This window comes from Vicinamibacterales bacterium (assembly GCA_036012125.1).
Lineage (GTDB): Bacteria > Acidobacteriota > Vicinamibacteria > Vicinamibacterales > UBA823 > UBA11600.
In genome coordinates, this window is the sequence record DASCOS010000004.1 from 151,848 (window position 1) to 173,525 (window position 21,678).

A 21,678-nucleotide genomic window follows, 5' to 3' on the forward strand; every position below is an offset into this window, starting at 1 on the left:
ATCAATCTAAATCGATTGTTAAATCAAACTAAATAATATTAAAATGATTACAAAAATAAGGCAAGTCGATTTGACTCCTAGTGGATGAAAAGGGCTGGATCGGCTGGGGATCAGGGCGCGACGGGTTCGTTGTGCTGGGCTGCGTGGATGAGAACGGCTAATGGCGGACGACGTTTGGCAAGTTGCTGTGTTTACGCTCACTATGGCGGTGGTTGCAACCTTGGTCATGTTGCCGCCTGGGATCATGTTTGCCTGGTTGTTCGCACGACATCGTTTCCATGGTTGCACTGCTCTTGAGACGCTGGTGATGTTACCGCTAGTGATTCCACCGGTTGCGACCGGGCTCATCCTTCTCCGGCTCTTCGGCCGACGTGGGCTCTTCGGCCGGGTTACAGAATCGGTGGGTCTCGAGATCATATTCACTTGGAAGGCGGTCATCCTAGCAATGGCAGTCATGGGATTGCCACTCCTCGTGCGCGCGGCACGCGGCGCGTTTGAACAGGTCGACCGGCGTTACGAGCGAATAGCTGCGTCATTGGGTGCTGGACCGCTCAGAATTTTTTTCACCGTAAGCTTACCCATGGCCGGCCGTGGTGTGCTGGCCGGTGTTCTACTGGCGTTTTCTCGTGCGGTCGGTGAGTTTGGGGCAACCATGATGTTGGCTGGGAACATGCCCGGGTCGACCCGTACGATCGCGTCGGGGATTTATATCTACACCGAGGTGGGGAATGATGCTGCCGCGACTAGCTTAATGTTGGCATCCATCATGATTGCGTTCGGTTCCCTATGGTTCTCGAATCGTCTTGCGCGACCCTAACTCTGAGATGCCATTTTCTTTAACCCTTGAGTTCACGCTTCAGCAGGGTGAATTCTCAGTCGAAATAGATGAAAGGATTGAAGCCAACGCGATCGCGCTCTATGGCCCGTCCGGAGCAGGCAAGACGACGGTGCTCGAAGCCATTGCGGGTTTACGGCAGCCAGAGAGAGGGCGTATTGCGGTGGGCGATAGGACGCTCTTCGGTTCAGAGAACGGTATCGACGTGCCAGCACGGCACCGTTGTATAGGCTACGTACCGCAGGAGGTCGCACTGTTTCCGCACATGAATGTTCGGCAGAATGTGACTTATGGTGCTCACGGTGCGCCGACGGAAGACCTCGCCCGAGTTCTTGCCGTGCTTGACCTTGAACCTCTTGTCGAGCGGCGAGTGGAACAACTGTCAGGTGGTGAACAAAAGCGCACAGCGATCGCTCGTGCCCTCATGGCGGGATCACGAATGTTGTTGCTAGACGAACCGCTTAGTGCCCTTGATGTGGCATTGCAACGACGCGTAATGCAGTATCTCGTCCGCGTGCATGACGAATTTAACATTCCAATGCTTTATGTGTCCCACCGTGCCGACGAGGTGTTAATGCTCACTGACTGGGTAGTTCAACTCGACAACGGTTGCGTTATGGCGAGCGGTCCTTCAAAGGACATCTTACCGCGCGTGTAGCGCATGTAGTATTTTGCGGACTGACTAGTAGCTGCACATCGGGTGTTGAGATTAGTGGCCGGTAAGTACTTGAGTATGCTGTTGGATGAGTTCCCAGGCGCGGGCGACGTGCTGTTCAGCTGTCCGAATGTGGCCGATTGCGAGGCGGATCACGTAGCGGCCCTCCAGCTTACCCTGCGAAAGAAAAATCTCACCAGACGCATTCAGTGCGTCAAGGAGTTTGATATTAAACCGTTCAAGTTCAGCTTCATCCGTGCCCATACCGGCGGGCTTGGCCCGGAAGCAGACGACACTAAATGGTACCGGTGCCAAACGCTCAAAATCGTTGTGCGCGTCAACCCATTCCGCAAAGAGGCGTGCGAGACGCATATGCTCAGCTAGTCGTTGGCGGATACCCTCAGCCCCGAAATGGCGCAACACCATCCATAGCTTGAGCGCACGGAAACGGCGTCCGAGTTGAATGCCCATGTCCATAAGGTTGCGCACTTGGTCGCCCTCGGCAGTGCGAAGATATTCCGGAGTTAACGAGAACGCCGCCTTCACCATGTCCATCCGACGCGAGAACAGAGCACTCAGGTCGACGGGGGTGAACAGCCACTTGTGTGGATTCATCACAACCGAATCGGCCTCGTCGCATCCGTCGAGAATCTGTGCACAACTTGGCACCATGGCCGCGACGCCGGCGTAGGCAGCGTCGACATGTAGCCAGATTTGTTCCGCTGTGCATATTCGTGCGATGGCAGGTACAGGGTCAACACTCGTGGAGATCGTGGTGCCGACGGTTGCGACCACGGCCATTGGGACGCATCCAGAAGCGCGATCTTCAGCTATAGCCTCGGCCAAAACTTCCGGTCGCATTCGAAGGTCTGTATCGACTGGAATCTTTCGAAGCGCAGATTGACCGAGGCCGAGCAGGATCACGGCCTTGTCGAGCGAGGAATGCGCTTGTTCGGAGCAATACACCCGAATGCCAGTTAGGTCGCTCCTGCCGACGAGGCCCTGGTCCCGGACATTGGGTATTACGGCCTCACGCGCAGCTGCCAGCGCGTGCAGCGTGCTCACCGACGCCGTATCGTATATGACACCCTCGAAGCCGTCAGGCAGGCCTACAAGTTGCCGGAGCCAGTCGAGGGTAAGTGCTTCTAGCTCAGTCGCGGCAGGTGATGTCCGCCACAGCATGGCATTCTGGTTGAGGGCCGCGGCAAGTAATTCTCCGATAATGCCCGGTGCACTGCTGCTAGTAGCGAAGTAGGCGAAGAACCCTGGGTGATTCCAGTGAGTGAGGCCGGGCGTGATGATTTTTTCGAAGTCGTCGAAAATCGCCTCAAATGTTTCGCCCCGCTGCGGTGGCGTTGCGGGTAGCGCGGCACGAACGTCGCCAGGGCCAACACGTGCCATCACCGGATAGCGCTCAGAGTCGCGAAGGTACTCAGCGATCCAGTCTAGGGTGCGCTGTCCGTGGCGCCGGAAGGCGTCGGCATCCATATCTCCGAGGGCGGGCGGACTGACTTCAGGCGGACTTTTTGTTTCGGGTTCGTTCGAAACACTTCCGCCCGTTAGGTCACGGTCACTGGCGGACATACTCAATGGCGAATTCTTTTAGCGCAGGGGACCGGAGACCAATCACCTCAGCTTCAGCCGTGGCGCTTTCAATATCCCAATTGTCAAGTTTGACCCGTTTGATCAACCACATTCCCCCAACGCGATTGGCTGACCCGCAGTGAATGAATGTCGGTTGATTATCCGGGTTGGCAATGACCTCAAGGAACTGTTCGGCAGCCCAAGCCCAGGTCTCAGAAGACCGAAATGGAATATGAAAATACTTCAATCCGAGTTCTGAGGCTTTTTCGGATGCTTCACCAGGGTTGGTGGCGCCGTTTTCACCTTCGGTGCGGAAGTTGACAACGGATACAAACCCCCGCCGCCGCACTTCCTCGAGTGCTTCCAGTGTAGTGGCTCCAGCGCATGCGACTGTCGCATTCACTTGGGTGTAGTTTCGAATCCCCGGGATCTCTTCCTTTATCAGCTCTTGTGCGGTAAGGGAGATCGGGGTCATTAGAACGAGCATCAGAAACACGGAATGTGTAACGTTTTGAAATCGCATAGCCTAGAATTATAACTCGATCATAAGGAGGGTAATGTGGCCGAGCTCATTCACACCAGCCGAATACGCTTAGAGAAGATTAAGGGTTCACTTCGGCACGCGTACGTCGAAAACTTTAAGGCCCCAATCCGCTTCGGTATTCATGGCGGCATCAAGAGGTTCTACGGTATCGAACCTGACGAGGAGTTGCCAGCCACCCTCGATCATCTAATTGCGGCGGTTGGTGGTTGACTGCTTGGCACCTTGGCCGGCGCACTGGAAGTGCGCCAGATCCCGTCTGGTGACGGCTGTCTCACGGCCGCCGTGGAAGGCGACATTGAAGCGGTCGACAAGATCCTGCGTATAACCGAGATCCGAGTTCGTTACACACTCAAGATTCCCGCAGGCACCCGCGCAGCGGCTGATCGTGCGCTGACAACTCACGAGAGTAAATGCCCGGCCGCCGTAAGCGTCCGTAGCTGTATTAAGATTGTGATCACAGCTGATGTGACAGAAGAATAGAGAGGCATCCGATTTAGTAGTGGTAGAGGACTGCTGTAGGATTGCCTATCATGTGGGCCCTGGATGCGATCGGAACTCGTCGTTCTCATTACGGGGACCTACGGCACTGATTTATGGCTCGACTATCGGCCGCAGCGATCACCGAACAACTTGCGTCGCTCTCCGCTTGGATTCGTGACGGCCAGGCCATCCAGAGGGAGTTTACGTTCCCGTCGTTTTTGGAGGCTGTAGCGTTTGCGAATCGTGTGGCGATGGAGGCCGAACGTGCAGATCATCACCCTGACATTGTGATTCGCTTTCGGAGTGTCATGCTGGTCTACGTGACACATAGCGAGTCTGGACTCACCCAGAAGGACTTCGATGGAGCGCGGGTGGCCGACCGGGTAGCCGAAGCTCGATGAGAGGCTGACTGACTGTGCGGCTAAAGAAGACCTACAGTTCCCGAGAAGTCGCCGCGCTGACGGGGCTTTCTGCCCGCCAACTGCAGTGGTGGGACGCACGGAAACTGCTGACATCAACAGTGGCATCGCAGCGAACTGCTGCTGGGGGCTTCACTGAGCGGAGGTACTCTCCCGTCGAGTTGTACGAGCTCCTTGTGCTCGCTGACTTGCGCCGCCACGGCTTTTCCGTTCAAAAAATTCGTGCGCTGCTCAAAACACTGAAACGGCAATTCGACATACGGCTCTACGACGCCATCCGCGGTGGTGGGGAGATTACGTTACTGACCGATGGACGCGAGGTGTACGCACGTACTTTGAAGGGGGAGTTCTACAATCTGCTGCGCGCGCCGAGTCAGCCTTTGCTGGTGCTTGGTGAAGGAGAAGATTTGAAGGAGTTCAGTACGCGAGCTCGCCCACGACGGTCCAAGAAGCGCCTCGCTGCGAGGCGAAATGCGACAAAGCCGACCAAAAAAACGAAGCGTCAGCGTTCCTGATGCGATGATCACGCACTAACGTCTACACAATCTTCCCACGCGCCTCGACTGGGAGTGTCTCGATGACTGTCCATCCATCGACGAGTTGGACAGCATCCACTAGGTTCGATACAACGCACGAATGATTCGGCAGAACGCGTACGCGGTCACCAGGTTCTAGGCCTGTAGCGCCATTCTGCACTTCTACGACCCCGTGTTCTTCCGAAAGCCGCGTGATCTGCAGTGAGTCGTCTGGTGTTGTCTCGTCGAGAGTGGAAAAAACGGCGCCGTAGCCCACCGGGCGGACCATTCCACGACCGGTGTCTGAGGTAAGTGTCTTGCTACCGCAGTCGAGAACGATGCGGTTGCTTGCCGGCTTACTGACCACGGTCGCCATCACGGAGAGTGCGCAATCGTCGAGTGAGGCAGAGCCAATGGCAACCTGGCTACGATCGTAATAGACGTAGTTGCCTGGCCGAAGCTCCGTAAGGTCAGGCTCTGAAGCGCTTAGCATTGCTGTGGCGGTAGAGCCGACGCTAATTTCGTCGATTTTGACTTCAGCCTGTCGTGCCCCGTCAGCCAGCGTTCGTAGCGTCTCGGCTTCGTCCTTCGCTACGGCGGCCAGTTCCTCTGCGGAACCTACGTCGTAACACTGGCCGGCGTGACTGAGGAGTCCACGGAGTCGTAGTCCTGGCAGGGTAGTTACGTGTGAAAGAAACGCGACGGCCTGAGTCATCTCGGGAGCAATGCCACACCGCTGATACCCGACGTCAACCTTGACGAGGACGTCGAGTTGCCGGTCGTATGCACACATCGCCTCGGACCACTGTTCAGCCACTGTTGGATGATCGATTGCAAGTGAAAGTTTTACACGGTCCATCAGTGCCATGACACGTGTGGCACTGAACGGATTGATTGGATAGGGCAACCGGATGTCGGAGATACCCGCGTCGGCAAAAACTTCCGCCTCGCTGACTTTCGCGCAGCAGATCCCTGCCGCACCTTGTTCGAGTTGCCACTTTGCAATCCGAGGGCTCTTGTGGGTCTTGGTGTGCGGTCTAAGCGTCAGCCCCCCTGATGTTGCGACGGTTTGCATTCGCTTGATGTTGGCCATAAGCCGGTCCCGATCGATGAGGACTTGCGGTGTGGGGAGTTCGGTCAATTGCATGATGGCAATTATCCATTTCAGTGAGTCAGTATTAGTAGATCCTTACCCGGCTCTGCTCTTTCAGAAACTGCTGGACGTAGTAGGGCCCACCAGCACCGCGACCAGACGAGCCACTTGCTTTCCAACCACCGAACGGATTGATACCTGGCCAGGCGCCAGTTGTCGCGCCAGCCTGCCGGTTGGCGTAAACGACGCCAGCTTGGATTTCGTCGAAGAAATTGGCTATTTCATCCTCATCGCTGCTAAAAATACCAGCCGTTAAACCGTATTCGGTCTTGTTGGCGAGCCGTATTGCTTCGTCAAACGACGTTACTTTACCCACGACAGTGATCGGGACGAACAGCTCATCGGTGAATAATCGGTGGCCGTTCGGTAAGCCATCAATGACGGTCGGTTCGAGAAAGTAGCCATGTCGAAAGGGCTCTTCGGTAATTCGACGCCCCCCGGTGAGGACCCGCCCGCCGTCGCGCTTAGCCTCTTCAATTGCCCGTTCATAAGTCTTAACCGCCGCTTCGTTGATGACAGGTCCCATCCAGACATCGCGCTCAAGCGGGTTACCAATCTTGATCTTTCTGGTTTTCTCCACAAGTTCCTCGACGAACCTATCGCAGACATCGGTCGCGACGTACACACGAGAGCATGCGGAACATTTCTGGCCTTGGGCACCGAACGCCGAGCGCCACACACCTTCGGTAGCTTTATCCAGGTCAGCTGATGACATGACTAGAGTGGGATTCTTGCCTCCCATCTCGGTGATGACCGGGCGCGGAGCTGGACGTCCGCCGTTCTCACGGGACAGCATCATTCCAACTTCTTTTGACCCGGTAAAAACGATGCCGTCGATGTGTGCATTTTCCGCAATTTCCTGGCCGACTGAGTTTCCAGGCCCGGTTACAACGTTGAATACACCTGGAGGTACGCCGGCCTCGGCGGCGATATCGTAAAGCCTCAAACCGAGCCTTGGCGTATCGCTAGCTGGTTTCAGCACGACGGTGTTCCCCGCGACAAGTGCGCCGCCCGCCGGACCTGCGGCCAGCGCCATGGGAAAGTTAAACGGGGAGATGACTGCCCAGACCCCATGAGGACGCATGACACTGGTGTTCTCTTCATTCGGCTCTAGTTTGTCCATCGTCTGGCAAAAGCCGTCGTGTGCCTCTATCTGATCGCAATAGTAGGTCATGAAATCGGCGGCTTCTTCTATATCGCCTACGCATTCAAGGCGATTCTTGCCAGTCTCAAAACCCATCCAGGCTGCTAGTTCCCAACGCTGGGCTCGAATGCCGTCCCCAATCTTACGGACTATAGCCACCCGCTCTCTCCATGATCGCCCACCCCAATCAGCCGCGGCTACGCGAGCAGCACGAACCGCATCGCGCACATGGTCGGCGGTACCCTTTTGAAACCGCGCCAAAACAATCCGCGTATCGTTCGGGCTTAAGTCTTCAAACTGTTCGGCTGATTCGATGGCCTCACCGTCAATGTACATTGGATAAGTTTTGCCTAGCTGCGCTTTGACCTGTTCGATCGCCTCGTCAATTCCAAGGTGAAGCGCTTCCATCTGGTCGGCGCTCATCGTCGCGTAGGTGATTTTCATCTCGGGTTTACTACCGCTCATCTTCAGTTTCTCCTCGTCCCGTTAGTTCTTCCGCAGGTCCTTTAGAATCTCGCGACTCGCATTCAATCCGCAAGCGCCGGTTACCCCGCCGCCAGGGTGGGTACCCGCGCCGCAAAGGTACAGGCCAGCAACCGGAGTCCGATATTGGGCCCAACCGAGTGCCGGCCGCATTGTGAAGAGTTGGTCCAAGGTATGCTCGCCATGAAAAATGTGGCCGCCGGTTAGACCGTAGACCGTTTCCAGATCGACAGGCGTCAAGATCTGCCGATGCAAAATCCGGTCTTCAAGTCCAGGCGCGTAAGCAGTGAGTACGCGAATAACCCTGTCGCCGAGACCATCGCGAGCTATGTGCCAGTTCTCGTCACGCAAATGGTACGGGGCGAATTGCGCGCAGATCGACATAACGTGTTGACCGTCAGGTGCCAAGGTCGAGTCATTAACCGTTGGGATCGTCACGTCGAGATATGGAGACTCAGAATAGCCTCCGTACTTGGAAGCATCGAATGCCCTCTCGAGGTACTCCACGCTAGGCCCAATGTGAATCCGCCCACCGAGCGCGTTTGTTCGCTCCGTAGAAGTTGCCGAAGCCAAGGCCGTGAATTCCGGAAGAGCGTCGAGTGCCAGGTTAATCTTAGCCATGGTGCCGGCCGCTCGATATCCCTTGATGGTGGCCACGAACGCAGGTTCAAGAGCGGCTGCTGAAATCAGTTTAAGAAAGGTTCGCTTGGGATCGGCGCCCGACACAACAGTGCGAGCAGTAATCACCGTCCCATCACTGAGGACCACGCCGGCAACTACACCCTGCTGGACATCGATGTGAGTTACCTCAGTGCCGGTCCTGATCTCGACGCCGACGGTCTGAGCAGCCTTCGCTAAGCCCTCGCTCAGTGAGCCGGGTCCACCTCTCGTGGTGGTCGCTGTAGGAAGCACGTGACCCCCAAGTGCCTGCTGCAGGAGGAAAGCCATACCCGAACCCGCCGATTTTGGACCCAGGTTCATGCCGTAAATGCCGCGGGCGGCCACGATGGCTTGCAGCGCTTCGGTTTCAAACCAGTCGGCGACTATGTCGGCCACTGGCATTGCTGACCACCTGAGTAGTCGGAACATGTTTTGTTTGCCGAGACCGCGAAACCGTCGGCCCGCTCTAATTAGCTGCCAGACGTCGCTAACCTTAGGATGCTCGGTTGATGGAGGTGTGCGCCACAGGAAATCACGTAGCACGCTACCGATTTCATCGAGGCATTCACTGAAGGCAAGGTACTGTTTGCTGTCGCGTTGTGAAAATGCACTGATTGAGTCTGCGGCGCGAACCGGGTCAGCATGAAGTAGAAGGGTGTGGTGGTCCGGTAGTGGCGCGAAAAGTCTCACCTCGGGTTCCGTGAAGCGAACGCCATGATGATGCAGGGCAAGGTCGTCGACCACTTTAGGATGCAGTGGGCCCACGGCGTGCGCCAAAGCAGGACATTTAAAACCTGGGTAGAGGTCTTCTGTTACCGCGGCACCACCGACTCCGTTTCGGCGCTCCAGCACGAGCGTTCGTACGCCTGCCCTAGCCAGATAAAACGCCGTAACGAGCGCGTTATGACCACCTCCTACAATAATTGCGTCGTACGACTTCACAGTGGAATTCACCTACCTGGAAATCTCCATTCCTTGAGAATCCGCTGCGCCGCGTTGCGCCCTGAGGCACCCATGATGCCGCCGCCGGGATGCGTGGATGAGCCGCAGAGATACAGGCCTCGAACCGGTGTGCCATAACGAGCCCAACCCGGAACCGGTCGTAGGAAAAATAACTGCTCTAGGGTCAGCTCGCCTTGGAAAATATTGCCCTCAGTCAGGCCAAACTCACGCTCGAGATCAAGTGGAGTGATGACCTGTCGATGCAGGATGATGTCTTTGAGGTTCGGCGCGTAGTTAGCGAGCGTGTTAACCACACAGTCACCAAATTGCTCCCTTTGGTCATCCCAAGTGCCAGAACTTAAGTGGTATGGCGCGTACTGGACGAAGCAGGACAGGATGTGTTTGCCTGGAGGTGCCATTGACGGATCACTCAGAGTGGGAATGACCATGTCAATATAGGGATGCCGAGAATATTGTCCGTATTTGGCGTCGTCATAAGCACGTTCCATGTAGTCGACATCTGGCGAAATCGTAAGTCCTCCTCGCAAGTGCGGACCTGCGCCAGGCAGGCTCGTAAAATTGGGTAATGCGTCGAGTGCCAAATTGACCTTGCCGGACGAACCGCGCAGCTTGTAACGACTAACGTCTTCAACGAAGTCGTCCGGTAGCAGGTCTTTCCCGACCATCTTGAAGAATGTTAGGCGTGGGTCAACGCTCGATGCAACGATGTCAGCGCGTAATTCATCTCCGTTCTCTAACACTACCCCAGAGGCCTTTCCGCGCTTGACAAGTATCTGTGCGACTGGTGTTCCTGTACGGATCTCGGCTCCAGCTTCTCGAGCCGCGGCAGCGATCGCATTCGAGATTGCACCAGTGCCACCTCGAGGAAGGCCCCACGATCGAAAGGCACCGTCGATCTCTCCCATGTAATGATGCAGGAGGACATAGGCCGTACCGGGTGAGCGCACACCGAGAAATGTCCCGGTTATTCCCGAGGCCGCCATTGTGGCCTTTAGGACGTCGGTTTCGAACCATTGGTCTAGGAAGTCGACAGCGCTCATCGTCCCTAATTGCACCTGCATCTGCTGGAAGGAACGTGGAAGCTTTCGGAAACGGTTACCGATTGCCAGCAGTTGCAGAAGCGCTCGCGGGTCGCGTGACGTTGGATCGCGCGGCGCCATTTCAAGCATTGGCTTGACGAACCGACCCATGTCGACCATCGTCTTGCTGTAGTCCTCGTAAGCTTCGGCATCGCGTGGAGAATGACGAGCGATCTCCCTGTAGGTTTGGGCATGGTCATTGACGCGCCAGAGATAATCGCCGTTCGGCATTGGTGTGAACGTGCCATCGAGAGGAAGAATCTCGAGGCCGTGCCGCGCCAGTTCAAGTTCACGGATGATTTCGGGCCGAAGAAGTGAAACGACGTAGGAGCACACTGAGAACCTAAAGCCTGGAAAGATTTCTTCAGTGACGGCCGCGCCACCCACTAATCGACGGCGCTCGAGAACTAGCGTTTTCTTTCCACTGCGCGCGAGGTAGGCTGCAGTGACTAAGCCATTGTGCCCACCACCGATGATGATTGCGTCGTATGTGCTTGCCATTGCTCGAGTCGACGGCTCGTGGGGAGCCACCGGAAGTTCGCATTGTAAGCGATTATAAAACTTGTCGGAGTCGTTCGATGGTTTCTATAATCCAAGGTTAACTGCTGCGCCTGTCGCAGAGTAGGAGTCGTTGTGCCTATCGGATCCGCGGTTCATGACCGCACTTTAGCGCTCTGCAAGAGCTTAAATTATCGCGAATGGTCTGGTTTTTTCTCCGTTAGCGCCTACGAAGCCCATCACGAACATGAGTATGCGGCCATCCGCACGTCTGCAGCGTTAATCGACATTTCACCCCTCTACAAGTACTTAATTACAGGCAAAGAGGCGACAGGGTTCGTCAATCGCTTAATCACCCGAGATGCAACAAAGCTTGCCGTAGGCCAGGTTGCGTATACCACTTGGTGCGACGAGGACGGTAAGGTCATTGATGATGGGACGGTTTCGCGTCTCGGTGATGACCGGTATCGCTGGACTGCCGCCGATCCCAACCTCCGATGGTTTCAAGGGAACGCTGGCGGGTTCGACATGACTATTCGCGACGTGTCGGAGGAGGTCGGTGCCCTCGCGTTACAGGGCCCGACATCAGCCGACGTGTTGAGGCAGGTTGCTGATGTGGACATCGACGCGCTGAAATACTTCCGCGTCACTAGTGGTGCTATTCGGAATGTGTCGGTCGATGTTTCCCGCACTGGATACACTGGCGACTTGGGCTACGAGATCTGGATGCCTTGGGAAGACGCAGGCAGGGTATGGGATGCACTGGTCGATCACTCGCAGGATTACCTCGTGCGGCCGGCCGGCATGCTAGCCTTGGACGTGGCTCGAATCGAGGCTGGTCTATTGCTGACCGAAGTCGATTTCTTTGGCAGCCGGAAGGCGCTCATTCCGTCACAGCGATATTCACCATTCGAGATGGGACTTGATAGGTTGGTAAGTTTAGACAAGTCTGAATTTGTTGGTCAGCCTGCACTTCGAAATGAGCGGCTTGCTGGACCACCACGAAGGATTGTGGGTCTCGAAATTGACTGGCCGGCGATTGAGGTGCTCTTTGAGGCAGTTGGACTTCCACCAGAGCCGCCAATAGTGGCATCTCGGGAGGCCGTCCCGGTCTACAGCGGCGGAGAACAGATTGGCAAGTTAACCTCGATGGTCTGGTCGCCTGTACTAAAAAAACTGATTGCCTTGGCGACAGTCCACCGTAACTACTCGGCTTCCGGCACCAAAATGCTGATCGAATTCACCGTTCAGGCAGTTCGACACAAGGTGGAGGCAGTGGTGGTGCCGACGCCGTTCTTCAGTCCTTCGCGAAAAACTGCAACCCCACCGGCCACCGCCGAATCGAGCTAGAAGTTAGCCTGTCGGTCCCGCCAAGACGTAGCGATATAATGTAGAGTTGCGGCGTTGCACTCCACGCCTGTAAGGAGGAACTCATGTCTCAAGCACAACCACAAAACTACGCCAATCACGCTCGGATGGTTCCGGCCTTTCACTTTGTCGCACTCCCGATTTTAGCGATCAACTTGTTTTGGTCCGTGGGTCAAGTCGTGACGGCCGGCCTTTCATTCGAGACCTTACTGGCGGTAGGCGTCGCACTCGCGCTTATAGTCATCGCGTTGTGCGCCAGACTGTTCGCTCTCTGGGCACAGGACCGCGTCATTCGCCTCGAGATGCGGTTAAAACTGACGGAAGTTCTTTCGGACGAACTTAAGCCGAGGATTGGTGACCTGTCGACATCGCAACTTGTGGGACTGCGTTTTGCCAGTGACGCCGAGCTGCCGGGTCTCGTGCGCAAGGTGCTCGAGGGTAGCCTGAGTGACCAGAAAGCAATCAAGCAGGCAATCACGGCCTGGCAAGCAGACCATCAGCGGGTCTAAGGACGGGTAAGGTGCACAAAGGAGTAATCTGAATGACTCAGGTAACCATCACGGCACCGGTGCGTCGTTTTGGAGGGACCTCACGGGGGGACGCGTGGTGGCTACAGCCCCTTGCGGTTGCGGCCGGGCTGGGCCTCTTCGTTGCGTATTCAACCTGGGCTGCCTTTCAGGCCGAGTACTATCACACGGGACCTTACTTATCGCCGTTTTACTCGCCCGAGCTATTTGGTGATTCTCCGCACTCGTGGCTTGGACCGAAGCCAGCCGCTTGGCCATCTTGGTTACCGTGGTCTCCAGCGTTCCTCATTCTCGGCGTCCCAGTGGGGTTCCGCCTGACCTGCTACTACTATCGCGGTGCTTACTACAAAGCATTCTGGGCCGACCCGCCGAACTGTGCTGTCGGCGAGCCACGGGAATCATACTTGGGCGAGCGCTCGTTTCCGCTCATTATCCAAAACGTGCACCGATACTTTCTCTACCTCGCGCTGGCATTCATTTTGGTTTTAGCCTACGACGCCTGGCAGGGACTATGGTTCGTGGATCCAGCAACGGGCGCCACTACCCTAGGTGTCGGCGTGGGCAGTCTCGTGCTTATTCTCAATGTCATCCTGCTTGGCGGCTACACGTTTGGTTGCCACTCGCTACGGCACCTTATCGGTGGGCACAGAGATCAGTTGTCAGGAATCAATCGATTGCGTCAATCAACGTATGACTGTGTGAGTTGCTTCAATCAACGACACATGCTATGGGCGTGGATGAGTCTGGCGTGGGTCGGCTTTACTGATTTTTATATCCGGATGTGTGCAATGGGTATATGGGTTGATTTCCGGCTGTTGTGATGAACCTACGATGCGCTAACGTCGGCCAAGGTCGCTGATGGACTATCAAACCTACGAACATGACGTGGTGGTGATTGGTGCGGGCGGTGCTGGGCTCCGGGCCGCGATCGAGTTATCGGCGTTGGGGGTTTCGGTTGGGGTGGTCTGCAAGTCACTGCTAGGTAAGGCGCACACGGTGATGGCTGAGGGTGGCGTAGCTGCTTCACTTGGCAACGTTGATAATCGTGACGCGTGGGGTGTGCACTTCGCAGACACGATGCGTGGCGGGCAGTATATGAACAATGCGCGGATGGCGGAGCTTCACGCCAAGGAGGCCCCGGAGCGGGTCCGCGAGTTAGAAGCTTGGGGCGCCCTGTTTGACCGGACGGCAGACGGTCGTATTTTACAGCGCAATTTCGGCGGGCATAAATACCCTCGGCTCGCACATGTTGGTGACCGAACAGGCTTGGAGATGATCCGTACGCTCCAGGACCATGGGATACATCAAGGGATCGATGTGCATATGGAATGCACAGTCCTTGCTCTTCTTAAGGACGGCGATCGTGTTGTCGGGGCCGTAGCCTACGATCGTGAGCGGGGCCGTTTCCGCGTTTTCCATGCACGTGCAGTGGTGCTAGCCACTGGCGGTATCGGCAAGGCCTATCGTGTTACGAGTAACTCGTGGGAGTACACCGGGGATGGGCATGCCCTTGCTTACAATGCAGGTGCAGACCTTATCGACATGGAATTCGTCCAGTTCCATCCGACCGGGATGGTGTGGCCCCCAAGCGTAAGCGGCATCCTGGTAACGGAAGGTGTGCGCGGAGAAGGTGGCGTTCTGAAAAATAGGGACGGTCACCGTTTCATGTTCGATGAAATTCCTGATTTGTACAAGAATCAGACGGCCGACAACGAAGAGGAGGGTTGGCGCTACACCCAAGGCGACAAGGATGCGCGGCGTCCTCCTGAGCTGCTAACTCGAGACCACGTGGCGCGTTGTATTGTTCGCGAGATCCGGGAAGGACGAGGTAGTAAGCACGGTGGCGTTTATCTCGACATTGCGTGGATTAAAGAGCGATTGTCGAACGGCACCGAACATATCAAGAAGAAGTTGCCGAGTATGTACCACCAATTCAAACAGCTGGCGTCAATTGATATTACGCAGCAGCCGATGGAGGTTGGTCCAACCACCCATTACGTTATGGGCGGTGTGCGTGTCGATGCCGATACACAGATGTCAAACGTACCTGGTTTATTTGCTGCCGGCGAGTGTGCGGGCGGGTTACACGGCGCCAATCGTCTAGGCGGCAACTCACTGTCCGACCTACTTGTGTTTGGTAAGCGTGCGGGCGAGTACGCCGCAAAGTTTGCGAAAGAGCATAAGCCGGGCGCTGTGAACGCCGATCAGGTGGAGGAGGTAGCCCGGCGTGCGTTGGAGCCGTTCTCTAGAGAAGGCGAGAGCCCCTATAAGATTCAGCAGGACCTCCAGCAAACGATGCAAGATTTGGTTGGGATCAGTCGTCAGGACGTGGAGATGCGGAGAGCGCTGGATGAACTCGCAAACCTCCGGGCGCGTGCAGGTTCGGTTGGCGTCATAGGGAATCGAGAGTACAACGCTGGTTGGCACACCGCGCTTGATTTACCGCATCTGTTAACCGTTGCGGAGGCTATTACCCGTGCTGCCGTGGAGCGTCGTGAGAGCCGTGGGGCGCACTTTCGCGAAGACTATCTTGCCAAGGACGAAGGGTTGGGTCAGGTGAGTTTACTGGTTCGAAAGTTAGGCGATGGGTCGATGCAGGTTGTCCGCGAGCCTATTTCTGAACTGACGCCTGAGTTGGCCAAGATCGTTGACGACAACAAGTAGCTTGATGGAAACGATATGAGCACTGCGAGGTTCAAGATCTGGCGTGGCAACGCCGATGGTGGTGTATTCCAAGAGTATTCCGTTGAGGTTGCCGAAGGGATGGTTGTACTCGACGTTGTGCTCAAGATTCAGGCTGAGGAGGCGAACGACCTCGGGGTACGCTGGAACTGTAAGGCAGGGAAATGCGGCTCGTGCTCAGCCGAGGTCAACGGTAATCCTCGGCTCATGTGCATGACCGGCATGGACACGATTCCGACCGATCGACCGATCACGGTTGAACCAATGCAGACCTTTCCGTTAATCAAGGATCTGGTGACTGATGTCTCATGGAATTTTAGTGTCAAGCAGGGAATCACGCCGTTCACACCTCGGCCAGCCGATGCTCACGACGGAACCTGGCGGATGCAGCAGCGCGATGTGAATCGGGTTCAGGAATTTAGGAAGTGCATTGAGTGCTTTCTTTGCCAGGACGTCTGTCACGTCCTGCGCGACCACCGGAAGCATGATGAGTTCATCGGGCCGCGCTTCTTTGTCCACGCGGCGGCTTTGGAAATGCACCCGCTTGATGTTGCTGACCGCGTTGAGGAGCTTGCTCAGACCGAGGGGATCGGCTACTGCAATATCACGAAGTGCTGCACCAAGGTCTGTCCTGAAGAGATTACGATCACTGATAATGCAATCATACCGCTCAAGGAACGCGTGGTTGACCGCCTTTACGACCCACTTTCGAAACTCTTGCGGATATTTCGATAATGGGATTGTGATTGATCACTAGACTAGTCCTCATCCCAGAACGCAGCTTCCTCTTCGTCCCATCGTTGCCGGCGAATTTTACGCTTCTGACGGTGACTCCAGATCGCCAGCAAAGCAAGTAGTGTCACGGCCGACCAAAGCGTGTAACCGCCGGTGAGAAATGGTAACCAGCGTTCAACGACAGACTGATTCATCATGAATTCCAGTTCTAGTGATGTCAGTGACCGTCCTGTCGCCACTTGAGTCGCTGCATCGAACGAGTGACCAGCGGCGACCGTCGACAGAATCTTAGCCGGTGCCGTGACCCCGTACTCGTGAATCAATCGACGCACGAGCGCACCCGAAATAGCATAAGCTCGCTCGGCGGCGACACGGCCTTGGCCGAATCGGTGATTGAGGGATTCGAACGACATCTGGTGATCAACGACTCGGGTCCAGGCAAATCGAGTGCGGTCGGTAAGGCTCCAAGGCCGCTCAACCGTAATCGCTAATCCCTCGTCGAACCACCGGGGCAAGGGACGGCCGCGGGCGGCCCGCCCGATCAGTACGTGAGCGATCTCATGGCGCAATACAGATTCCAGCGAGTTATTCGGATAAGAAGGTGTTCTGGTAGGAAAGAGGGCAATCAGATTATGTTCGGTGACAGCATAACCAGCGACCCAATTTGGTATGCCATTTCGCCGTGCCACCGATTCGGTGACTAGTTCCACCAAGATAGGCGCTGCTAGGCCACGCACATCGGAAAGCCAGGGAGTCTCAAGTAATGGATTGGGGTCGTAATTTCTGATCTGTCTGGCGATCCCGCTGAACTCCTCCGGCGCCCTCACCTCAAGCCGTAGGGTCTGCGCGCTAACCGGTGTTGTGAATAAACAGACTGTGACCCACCAGAGGACGAACGTAGCACTCTGCCAAAGCCGCATAATGGCCACCTTGTCGCTCGAGTAAAGATGGTCAGTGTCCGAGCACACTCGTGATTGCGTCACGGTCGGGTGTTTGGAGGGGAAGGGTGACACCGTTTGCTTCAATCGTTACACCTGCCGCTGCTGGTCGCACTTCAGCGATTACGACTGCTGGAATGTTCTGCAACTCCAGTGCTGCGATAATTCGATCCGTATCGTTCCCAGGTGCACCGATCAGTAATGCACCCGACGCAATGAGCCGCATTGGATCCACTTTGAACGGGCGGCAAATAGCAGCGGTTTCTGGAAAAATCGGAACCTGGTCAGATCGAAGATGAAGACCGGTCGACGAGGCCGCAGCCAACTCGCAGAGTCCACCAATTAAACCGCCTTCCGTGGGGTCGTGCATGGCATGCACAGAACCGACTTCAAGCGCGGTGCGAACAGCATCGACCACACTGATGCCGGGATCGAACAGAAACTGCTCAGCGCGGGCGAGCACATCGTCGGTTACCTGCCCACGAAGAACGTCACGCTTCTCGCGTGCCAGGAGGGCAGTGCCTTCGATGGCGACCCCTTGCGTGAGAATAATCTGATCGCCGACTTCTAGTCCGGTCTTTGCTACGAGTCGGTCACGCGTGACTTCACCCAGCATCTGGCCAATTACGATCGGCCGATCGAGGCCAGTGGTAATCTCAGTGTGTCCACCGCAGACGGTTATTCCGAGGGATTGAGCAGTGTCGTGCACGTCCCTCATGATTCCGTCGATAAGTGTCTCGGTGGTGTTGTGTTCGGGCAAGAGCAGCACGACAGAAAGCCACCGCGGAGTGGCACCCATAACCGCGATATCGTTGGCGTTAACATGGACGGTATACCAGCCAATGCGATCCGTAGCAAAGGTGACCGGGTCGGTCGTGACAACGAGGCAACGGTCAGCAAATGTAATTACTGACGCGTCTTCACCCACCTTCGGTCCGATGATTACACGGGGATCCTCCCGGCGTAGCCCCGCAAGTAGAGTTCGGAGCTTGTCGGCGGGAAGTTTCCCAGGTTGAACGCGCGGAAATTGATTATCTGAGGGCACGGGGGCGCCGAGGGTAGCACGCGGTAGAAGACCGGTCAATTCTCAGCTGGTGTGACCACCAGGGTCCTATTCAGGCGTTCTTTGTATAATGAAACGTTGGTCTGCGCATGGAAGAGTAGAGCATGGTTAAACGCACTGTGACATCGCGGTTGCCGACGCGGTATGGAGAGTTCTTACTGCATGCTTACCTCGAGGAGCGTGAGGGCGAGGCAGCACGTGTACACCTCGCGTTGGTGCGCGGGTCGACCGACTCGGAATCAAAACCGCTGCTCCGCATACACTCGGAATGTCTAACCGGCGACCTGCTCGCTTCGATACGGTGTGATTGTGGCGAGCAACTCGATCAGGCGCTAGCGGCCATCGGAGAGGCTCCTGCGGGCATCCTAATCTACCTACGGCAAGAAGGCCGTGGAATCGGACTTCTGAACAAACTGCGCGCCTATAACCTGCAGGATGATGGACTCGATACGGTCGAAGCTAATATCCATCTTGGCTTCGAACCTGATGAACGAGATTATTCAGTCGCTGTAGACATACTCGAGGACCTCGGTGTAATGGCTATTCGGTTGCTCACGAACAATCCGAATAAGGTTGCAGCTTTCGAGCGTTCGCGTGTGCGGGTTATTGAGCGGGTGCCGCTGGTGGTGAGCGAAACAGCGGAGAATGCAAACTATCTTGAAACAAAGCGGCGGCGACTCGGCCACATGCGTCGCGGGTGACCACTTGCGTAGAATCGTGACACATCCGGTAGTTAAGGCGTGCCGCTGGAAATGGTAATCGGGCAGGTGCAATATGGAAGCTGCCTGGCTTAACCCACGCGAGCGATGTATTCCGACCGACCCCGTTATTTCCTCTAAGGAACTCGGTTTGGTCGAGGCTTTCTATGGCGCTCGTCCCGAACTCAAACCGACACCCTTGCATCGGCTCAGAGGCATCGCTGAAGAGCTCAGCCTCGGCGAGGTTCTCATAAAAGACGAATCCAGTCGTTTTGGACTGAACGCGTTCAAGATTCTTGGTGTGTTGTACGCGTTCCACCGAATCATGGAGAGTCGCGTCTCTAACGAGGCACCGATTGTGGTCTGTGCCTCAGCTGGAAACCATGGAAGGGCTGTCGCTTGGGCGGCGCGCGAGTTCGGCTTCACGGCAAGGGTGTATTTACCGGTTGGCACGGCTCCTGCGCGAGTTGACGCCATCGCGAATGAAGGCGCCGACGTCGTGGTTACGGATGTCGGCTACGAAGGTTCAATTCGGCGCGTGGTGCGTGATGCGAGGCGTGAGGGCTGGCTGATAATTTCCGACACCTCGTGGCCGGGTTATGACGAGGTGCCTCGATGGATTATGGCGGGATACACATGGATGATGGCGGAGGTCCAGGCACAATGGTCTTCCGTGCCTGATGTGGTGATCGTACAGGGTGGCGTTGGCGGTCTAGTTTGTGCTGGGGCAAGCTGGTTCGCACAGCACCACGGCACGAGCCGACCGTTCTTTATTGCTGCCGAGCCGACGGTAGCGCCATGTTTACTTGAATCAGCACGGATTGGCCGTCCGACAGTTGTACCAGAACACGACACAATGATGGCCTGCCTCAAGTGTGCCGAGATTTCACCGATCATCTGGCCGGTACTCGCCGACGCGGTCGATGCTGTTGTAACGATTGACGATGAAAGGGCTGCGTGGGCGATGCGGCGCCTTGCACATCCTTTAGCGGGTGACCCCGAAATTGTGGCGGGTGCTTCCGGTGCATGTGGACTCGGGGCCCTCCAGGCAATCATGAGTCATGATGTGTTCCAGTCCGTCCGCGACAGCGCCAACCTTGGTCCTCAGTCGAGTGTCCTTGTCGTCAATACCGAGGGGGCCACCGACCCCACGCTCTACCGTTCAATTGTTGGCGATTAAGTGTCGCTGATAACCCCTGCCATCCTTTTAGTGAGCTCACTTGCTCGTGGTGCGAATCCCGGGGATGATACAGCCCCGTGATCAACTGACGCGGGTGAGCGCTGCGAAGACGACATGACGATTCCGGCCACCCTGCGACGCACTCTCGGCAAATGGGACCTAGTGGCGATTGGTGTCAACCAGGTGATCGGCAGCGGCATCTTCCTGCTTCCGTCTCGCGTCACCGCGGAGCTCAATGCCTGGAGTGTTTTGGCCTTTATCTTAGCTGGCATAGCATCATTGCTCATCGCTCTCTGCTTTGCTGAGGTGGCTAGTCGTTTTGAGATCACGGGCGGACCCTACGTCTACACTCGCGCGGCGTTTGGCCGCCTCGTCGGGTTCGAAGTGGGTTGGATGCAGTGGGTGACACGGATCACAAGTTGGGCGGGCGTTGCCAATGGTATTCCACTAGCGCTGGGATTCTACATTCCGGCGATGACCAGTGGTGTACCGCACGCGCTCTTTATCGTTGGGCTCTTCAGTCTGCTCGCGTATATCAATTTATTGGGGGTGCGACAGAGCGCGTGGGCCATCAATTTTTTTACTATCAGCAAGCTGCTGCCGTTGGGAGTGTTCATCTTGGTTGGCCTGTTCTTCTTGAAGGCCGAGCCGTTCATGACTTACGCCCCAGTGTCGTGGCCTCAGGCTTCGGCTGCCGGCTTACTACTGATCTTCGCGTTTGGCGGTTTTGACGTCGTGACTGTCCCGGCGGGTGAAGCATCGAATCCACGCGGGCAGGTACCATTTGCCATGGTTACGACGATCATCACAGTTACTTTGGTTATGTTGTTGGCGCAAGTAGTAGCGATGGGGACCTTACCTGGGCTGAGCACATCCGCGACCCCTCTAGCTGACGCGGCTTTCGTCTTCTTAGGCGCTGGTGGTGCATTGATGATCGGACTTGGGTCAGTTGTATCGATGACAGGCAATAACGCCGGCCAGGTGCTCACCTCGTCTCGGATGCTGTTCGCCTTAGCCGAACACGGCGAGCTACCACCGCAGGTTGCGTATGTACACCCTCGCTATCGCACACCGTCAGTCTCGATTCTGGTCTCCACGGGGATTGCTATGACGCTGGCACTATCGGGCTCGTTCGTGGCGCTGGCAACGGCCAGTGCGGTAGCTAGGCTCATTACCTATACGGGGGTGGCGGCCGCCACCCTGCGTCTACGACGCCAGGAATTTCAGGGGAGTGTTCGTTCGCCGACTTTCCGCACACCGGTAGGCCCACTTGTCCCCGTCCTTGCCATTGTGGTGTCACTTGTAATTCTCGTTGGCGCATCGCGCGAACAGTTGATGGGTGGTGCTTTAGCGTTGGCCGTAGGGATGATTGTGTTCTTGTGGAACGACCGTATTAACGGCGGGCCGGGCGCACAGCAGACGGTATCTCACGAATCAGCGGTAACGTGGAATCGTGGCTCGGAGTAATCTCGTAA

22 protein-coding genes are annotated in these 21,678 nt (G+C 56.2%); 14 read left to right on the forward strand and 8 right to left on the reverse strand.

The window, feature by feature from the left end:
• Positions 1-160: 160 nt before the first annotated feature.
• A complete protein-coding gene (gene modB, locus QGH09_01930; GenBank protein HJO16943.1) occupies positions 161-817 on the forward strand; it encodes a molybdate ABC transporter permease subunit in 657 nt (218 codons plus the stop codon).
• Between the two features lie 7 nt (positions 818-824).
• Positions 825-1,493, forward strand: a complete 669-nt coding sequence (locus QGH09_01935; protein ID HJO16944.1) for an ATP-binding cassette domain-containing protein — start codon at positions 825-827, stop codon at positions 1,491-1,493.
• 51 nt (positions 1,494-1,544) lie between these two features.
• Here the strand turns inward: QGH09_01935 and QGH09_01940 are convergent, their stop codons facing one another.
• Positions 1,545-3,074 carry a pyridoxal-dependent decarboxylase gene (locus tag QGH09_01940; GenBank protein HJO16945.1) on the reverse strand — a complete coding sequence of 510 codons (1,530 nt, stop codon included), beginning with the start codon at positions 3,072-3,074 and terminating at the stop codon, positions 1,545-1,547.
• Positions 3,061-3,597 (reverse strand): sulfur transferase domain-containing protein, encoded by a 537-nt coding sequence (locus QGH09_01945; protein HJO16946.1) that lies wholly within the window; start codon positions 3,595-3,597, stop codon positions 3,061-3,063. Before QGH09_01945 ends, QGH09_01940 begins: the two co-directional genes overlap by 14 nt.
• Positions 3,598-3,633: 36 nt before the next feature.
• Here QGH09_01945 and QGH09_01950 point away from each other — a divergent pair, with 36 nt between their 5' ends.
• The 4 genes from QGH09_01950 to QGH09_01965 all read left to right on the forward strand — a co-directional run bounded on the left by QGH09_01950 (position 3,634) and on the right by QGH09_01965 (position 5,032).
• Positions 3,634-3,828 carry a hypothetical protein gene (locus tag QGH09_01950; protein ID HJO16947.1) on the forward strand — a complete coding sequence of 65 codons (195 nt, stop codon included), beginning with the start codon at positions 3,634-3,636 and terminating at the stop codon, positions 3,826-3,828.
• Between the two features lie 12 nt (positions 3,829-3,840).
• Entirely contained in the window at positions 3,841-4,098 is a 258-nt protein-coding gene (locus QGH09_01955) for a hypothetical protein (protein ID HJO16948.1), read from the forward strand.
• A gap of 113 nt (positions 4,099-4,211) precedes the next feature.
• Positions 4,212-4,499, forward strand: coding sequence for a 4a-hydroxytetrahydrobiopterin dehydratase (locus tag QGH09_01960; GenBank protein ID HJO16949.1), 288 nt, complete (start codon positions 4,212-4,214; stop codon positions 4,497-4,499).
• Positions 4,500-4,513: 14 nt separating this feature from the next.
• Positions 4,514-5,032 carry a MerR family transcriptional regulator gene (locus QGH09_01965; GenBank protein HJO16950.1) on the forward strand — a complete coding sequence of 173 codons (519 nt, stop codon included), beginning with the start codon at positions 4,514-4,516 and terminating at the stop codon, positions 5,030-5,032.
• Positions 5,033-5,054: 22 nt separating this feature from the next.
• Here QGH09_01965 and QGH09_01970 read toward each other — a convergent pair whose 3' ends face one another.
• The 4 genes from QGH09_01970 to QGH09_01985 are packed head-to-tail and all read right to left on the reverse strand — an operon-like array spanning position 5,055 to position 11,015.
• Positions 5,055-6,179 carry an alanine racemase gene (locus QGH09_01970; protein HJO16951.1) on the reverse strand — a complete coding sequence of 375 codons (1,125 nt, stop codon included), beginning with the start codon at positions 6,177-6,179 and terminating at the stop codon, positions 5,055-5,057.
• Positions 6,180-6,210: 31 nt separating this feature from the next.
• A complete protein-coding gene (locus QGH09_01975) occupies positions 6,211-7,794 on the reverse strand; it encodes an aldehyde dehydrogenase family protein (protein HJO16952.1) in 1,584 nt (527 codons plus the stop codon).
• Between the two features lie 21 nt (positions 7,795-7,815).
• Positions 7,816-9,414 (reverse strand): NAD(P)/FAD-dependent oxidoreductase, encoded by a 1,599-nt coding sequence (locus QGH09_01980; GenBank protein HJO16953.1) that lies wholly within the window; start codon positions 9,412-9,414, stop codon positions 7,816-7,818.
• A gap of 8 nt (positions 9,415-9,422) precedes the next feature.
• Positions 9,423-11,015, reverse strand: a complete 1,593-nt coding sequence (locus tag QGH09_01985; protein HJO16954.1) for an NAD(P)/FAD-dependent oxidoreductase — start codon at positions 11,013-11,015, stop codon at positions 9,423-9,425.
• Between the two features lie 132 nt (positions 11,016-11,147).
• Between QGH09_01985 and QGH09_01990 the strand changes: the two genes are divergently transcribed.
• The 5 genes from QGH09_01990 to QGH09_02010 all read left to right on the forward strand — a co-directional run bounded on the left by QGH09_01990 (position 11,148) and on the right by QGH09_02010 (position 16,324).
• Entirely contained in the window at positions 11,148-12,362 is a 1,215-nt protein-coding gene (locus QGH09_01990; protein ID HJO16955.1) for an aminomethyltransferase family protein, read from the forward strand.
• Between the two features lie 83 nt (positions 12,363-12,445).
• The gene (locus QGH09_01995; GenBank protein HJO16956.1) at positions 12,446-12,889 is read left to right on the forward strand and encodes a DUF6526 family protein; all 444 of its coding nucleotides are present in this window, start codon (positions 12,446-12,448) and stop codon (positions 12,887-12,889) included.
• 32 nt (positions 12,890-12,921) lie between these two features.
• Positions 12,922-13,728 (forward strand): hypothetical protein, encoded by an 807-nt coding sequence (locus QGH09_02000; protein HJO16957.1) that lies wholly within the window; start codon positions 12,922-12,924, stop codon positions 13,726-13,728.
• Between the two features lie 37 nt (positions 13,729-13,765).
• Positions 13,766-15,571, forward strand: a complete 1,806-nt coding sequence (locus QGH09_02005) for a fumarate reductase/succinate dehydrogenase flavoprotein subunit (protein ID HJO16958.1) — start codon at positions 13,766-13,768, stop codon at positions 15,569-15,571.
• Positions 15,572-15,586: 15 nt separating this feature from the next.
• Positions 15,587-16,324, forward strand: coding sequence for a succinate dehydrogenase/fumarate reductase iron-sulfur subunit (locus QGH09_02010; protein ID HJO16959.1), 738 nt, complete (start codon positions 15,587-15,589; stop codon positions 16,322-16,324).
• Positions 16,325-16,347: 23 nt separating this feature from the next.
• Here the strand turns inward: QGH09_02010 and QGH09_02015 are convergent, their stop codons facing one another.
• Positions 16,348-17,244 (reverse strand): peptidase MA family metallohydrolase, encoded by an 897-nt coding sequence (locus QGH09_02015; protein HJO16960.1) that lies wholly within the window; start codon positions 17,242-17,244, stop codon positions 16,348-16,350.
• Positions 17,245-17,275: 31 nt separating this feature from the next.
• Positions 17,276-18,307, reverse strand: a complete 1,032-nt coding sequence (locus tag QGH09_02020; GenBank protein HJO16961.1) for an AIR synthase family protein — start codon at positions 18,305-18,307, stop codon at positions 17,276-17,278.
• A gap of 122 nt (positions 18,308-18,429) precedes the next feature.
• Here QGH09_02020 and ribA point away from each other — a divergent pair, with 122 nt between their 5' ends.
• The 3 genes from ribA (at position 18,430) to QGH09_02035 (ending at position 21,670) form a co-directional block, all read left to right on the forward strand.
• Complete coding sequence (gene ribA / locus QGH09_02025; GenBank protein HJO16962.1) at positions 18,430-19,026, forward strand: GTP cyclohydrolase II; 597 nt, start codon at positions 18,430-18,432, stop codon at positions 19,024-19,026.
• Between the two features lie 73 nt (positions 19,027-19,099).
• The gene (locus tag QGH09_02030) at positions 19,100-20,203 is read left to right on the forward strand and encodes a diaminopropionate ammonia-lyase (protein HJO16963.1); all 1,104 of its coding nucleotides are present in this window, start codon (positions 19,100-19,102) and stop codon (positions 20,201-20,203) included.
• A 114-nt stretch (positions 20,204-20,317) separates the two neighbouring features.
• The gene (locus QGH09_02035) at positions 20,318-21,670 is read left to right on the forward strand and encodes an APC family permease (GenBank protein ID HJO16964.1); all 1,353 of its coding nucleotides are present in this window, start codon (positions 20,318-20,320) and stop codon (positions 21,668-21,670) included.
• Positions 21,671-21,678 lie beyond the last annotated feature (8 nt).

Coding starts and splice junctions, on each gene's coding strand:
- QGH09_01960 (HJO16949.1), top strand. CDS start 4,212: ATGGCTCGACTATCGGCCGCAGCGATCACCGAACAACTTGCGTCGCTC.
- QGH09_01995 (HJO16956.1), top strand. CDS start 12,446: ATGTCTCAAGCACAACCACAAAACTACGCCAATCACGCTCGGATGGTT.
- QGH09_02005 (HJO16958.1), top strand. CDS start 13,766: ATGGACTATCAAACCTACGAACATGACGTGGTGGTGATTGGTGCGGGC.
- QGH09_01970 (HJO16951.1), bottom strand. CDS start 6,179: ATGCAATTGACCGAACTCCCCACACCGCAAGTCCTCATCGATCGGGAC.
- QGH09_01945 (HJO16946.1), bottom strand. CDS start 3,597: ATGCGATTTCAAAACGTTACACATTCCGTGTTTCTGATGCTCGTTCTA.
- QGH09_02030 (HJO16963.1), top strand. CDS start 19,100: ATGGAAGCTGCCTGGCTTAACCCACGCGAGCGATGTATTCCGACCGAC.
- QGH09_01935 (HJO16944.1), top strand. CDS start 825: ATGCCATTTTCTTTAACCCTTGAGTTCACGCTTCAGCAGGGTGAATTC.
- ribA (HJO16962.1), top strand. CDS start 18,430: ATGGTTAAACGCACTGTGACATCGCGGTTGCCGACGCGGTATGGAGAG.
- QGH09_02015 (HJO16960.1), bottom strand. CDS start 17,244: ATGCGGCTTTGGCAGAGTGCTACGTTCGTCCTCTGGTGGGTCACAGTC.
- QGH09_01940 (HJO16945.1), bottom strand. CDS start 3,074: ATGTCCGCCAGTGACCGTGACCTAACGGGCGGAAGTGTTTCGAACGAA.
- QGH09_01975 (HJO16952.1), bottom strand. CDS start 7,794: ATGAGCGGTAGTAAACCCGAGATGAAAATCACCTACGCGACGATGAGC.
- modB (HJO16943.1), top strand. CDS start 161: ATGGCGGACGACGTTTGGCAAGTTGCTGTGTTTACGCTCACTATGGCG.
- QGH09_02035 (HJO16964.1), top strand. CDS start 20,318: ATGACGATTCCGGCCACCCTGCGACGCACTCTCGGCAAATGGGACCTA.
- QGH09_01985 (HJO16954.1), bottom strand. CDS start 11,015: ATGGCAAGCACATACGACGCAATCATCATCGGTGGTGGGCACAATGGC.
- QGH09_02000 (HJO16957.1), top strand. CDS start 12,922: ATGACTCAGGTAACCATCACGGCACCGGTGCGTCGTTTTGGAGGGACC.
- QGH09_02010 (HJO16959.1), top strand. CDS start 15,587: ATGAGCACTGCGAGGTTCAAGATCTGGCGTGGCAACGCCGATGGTGGT.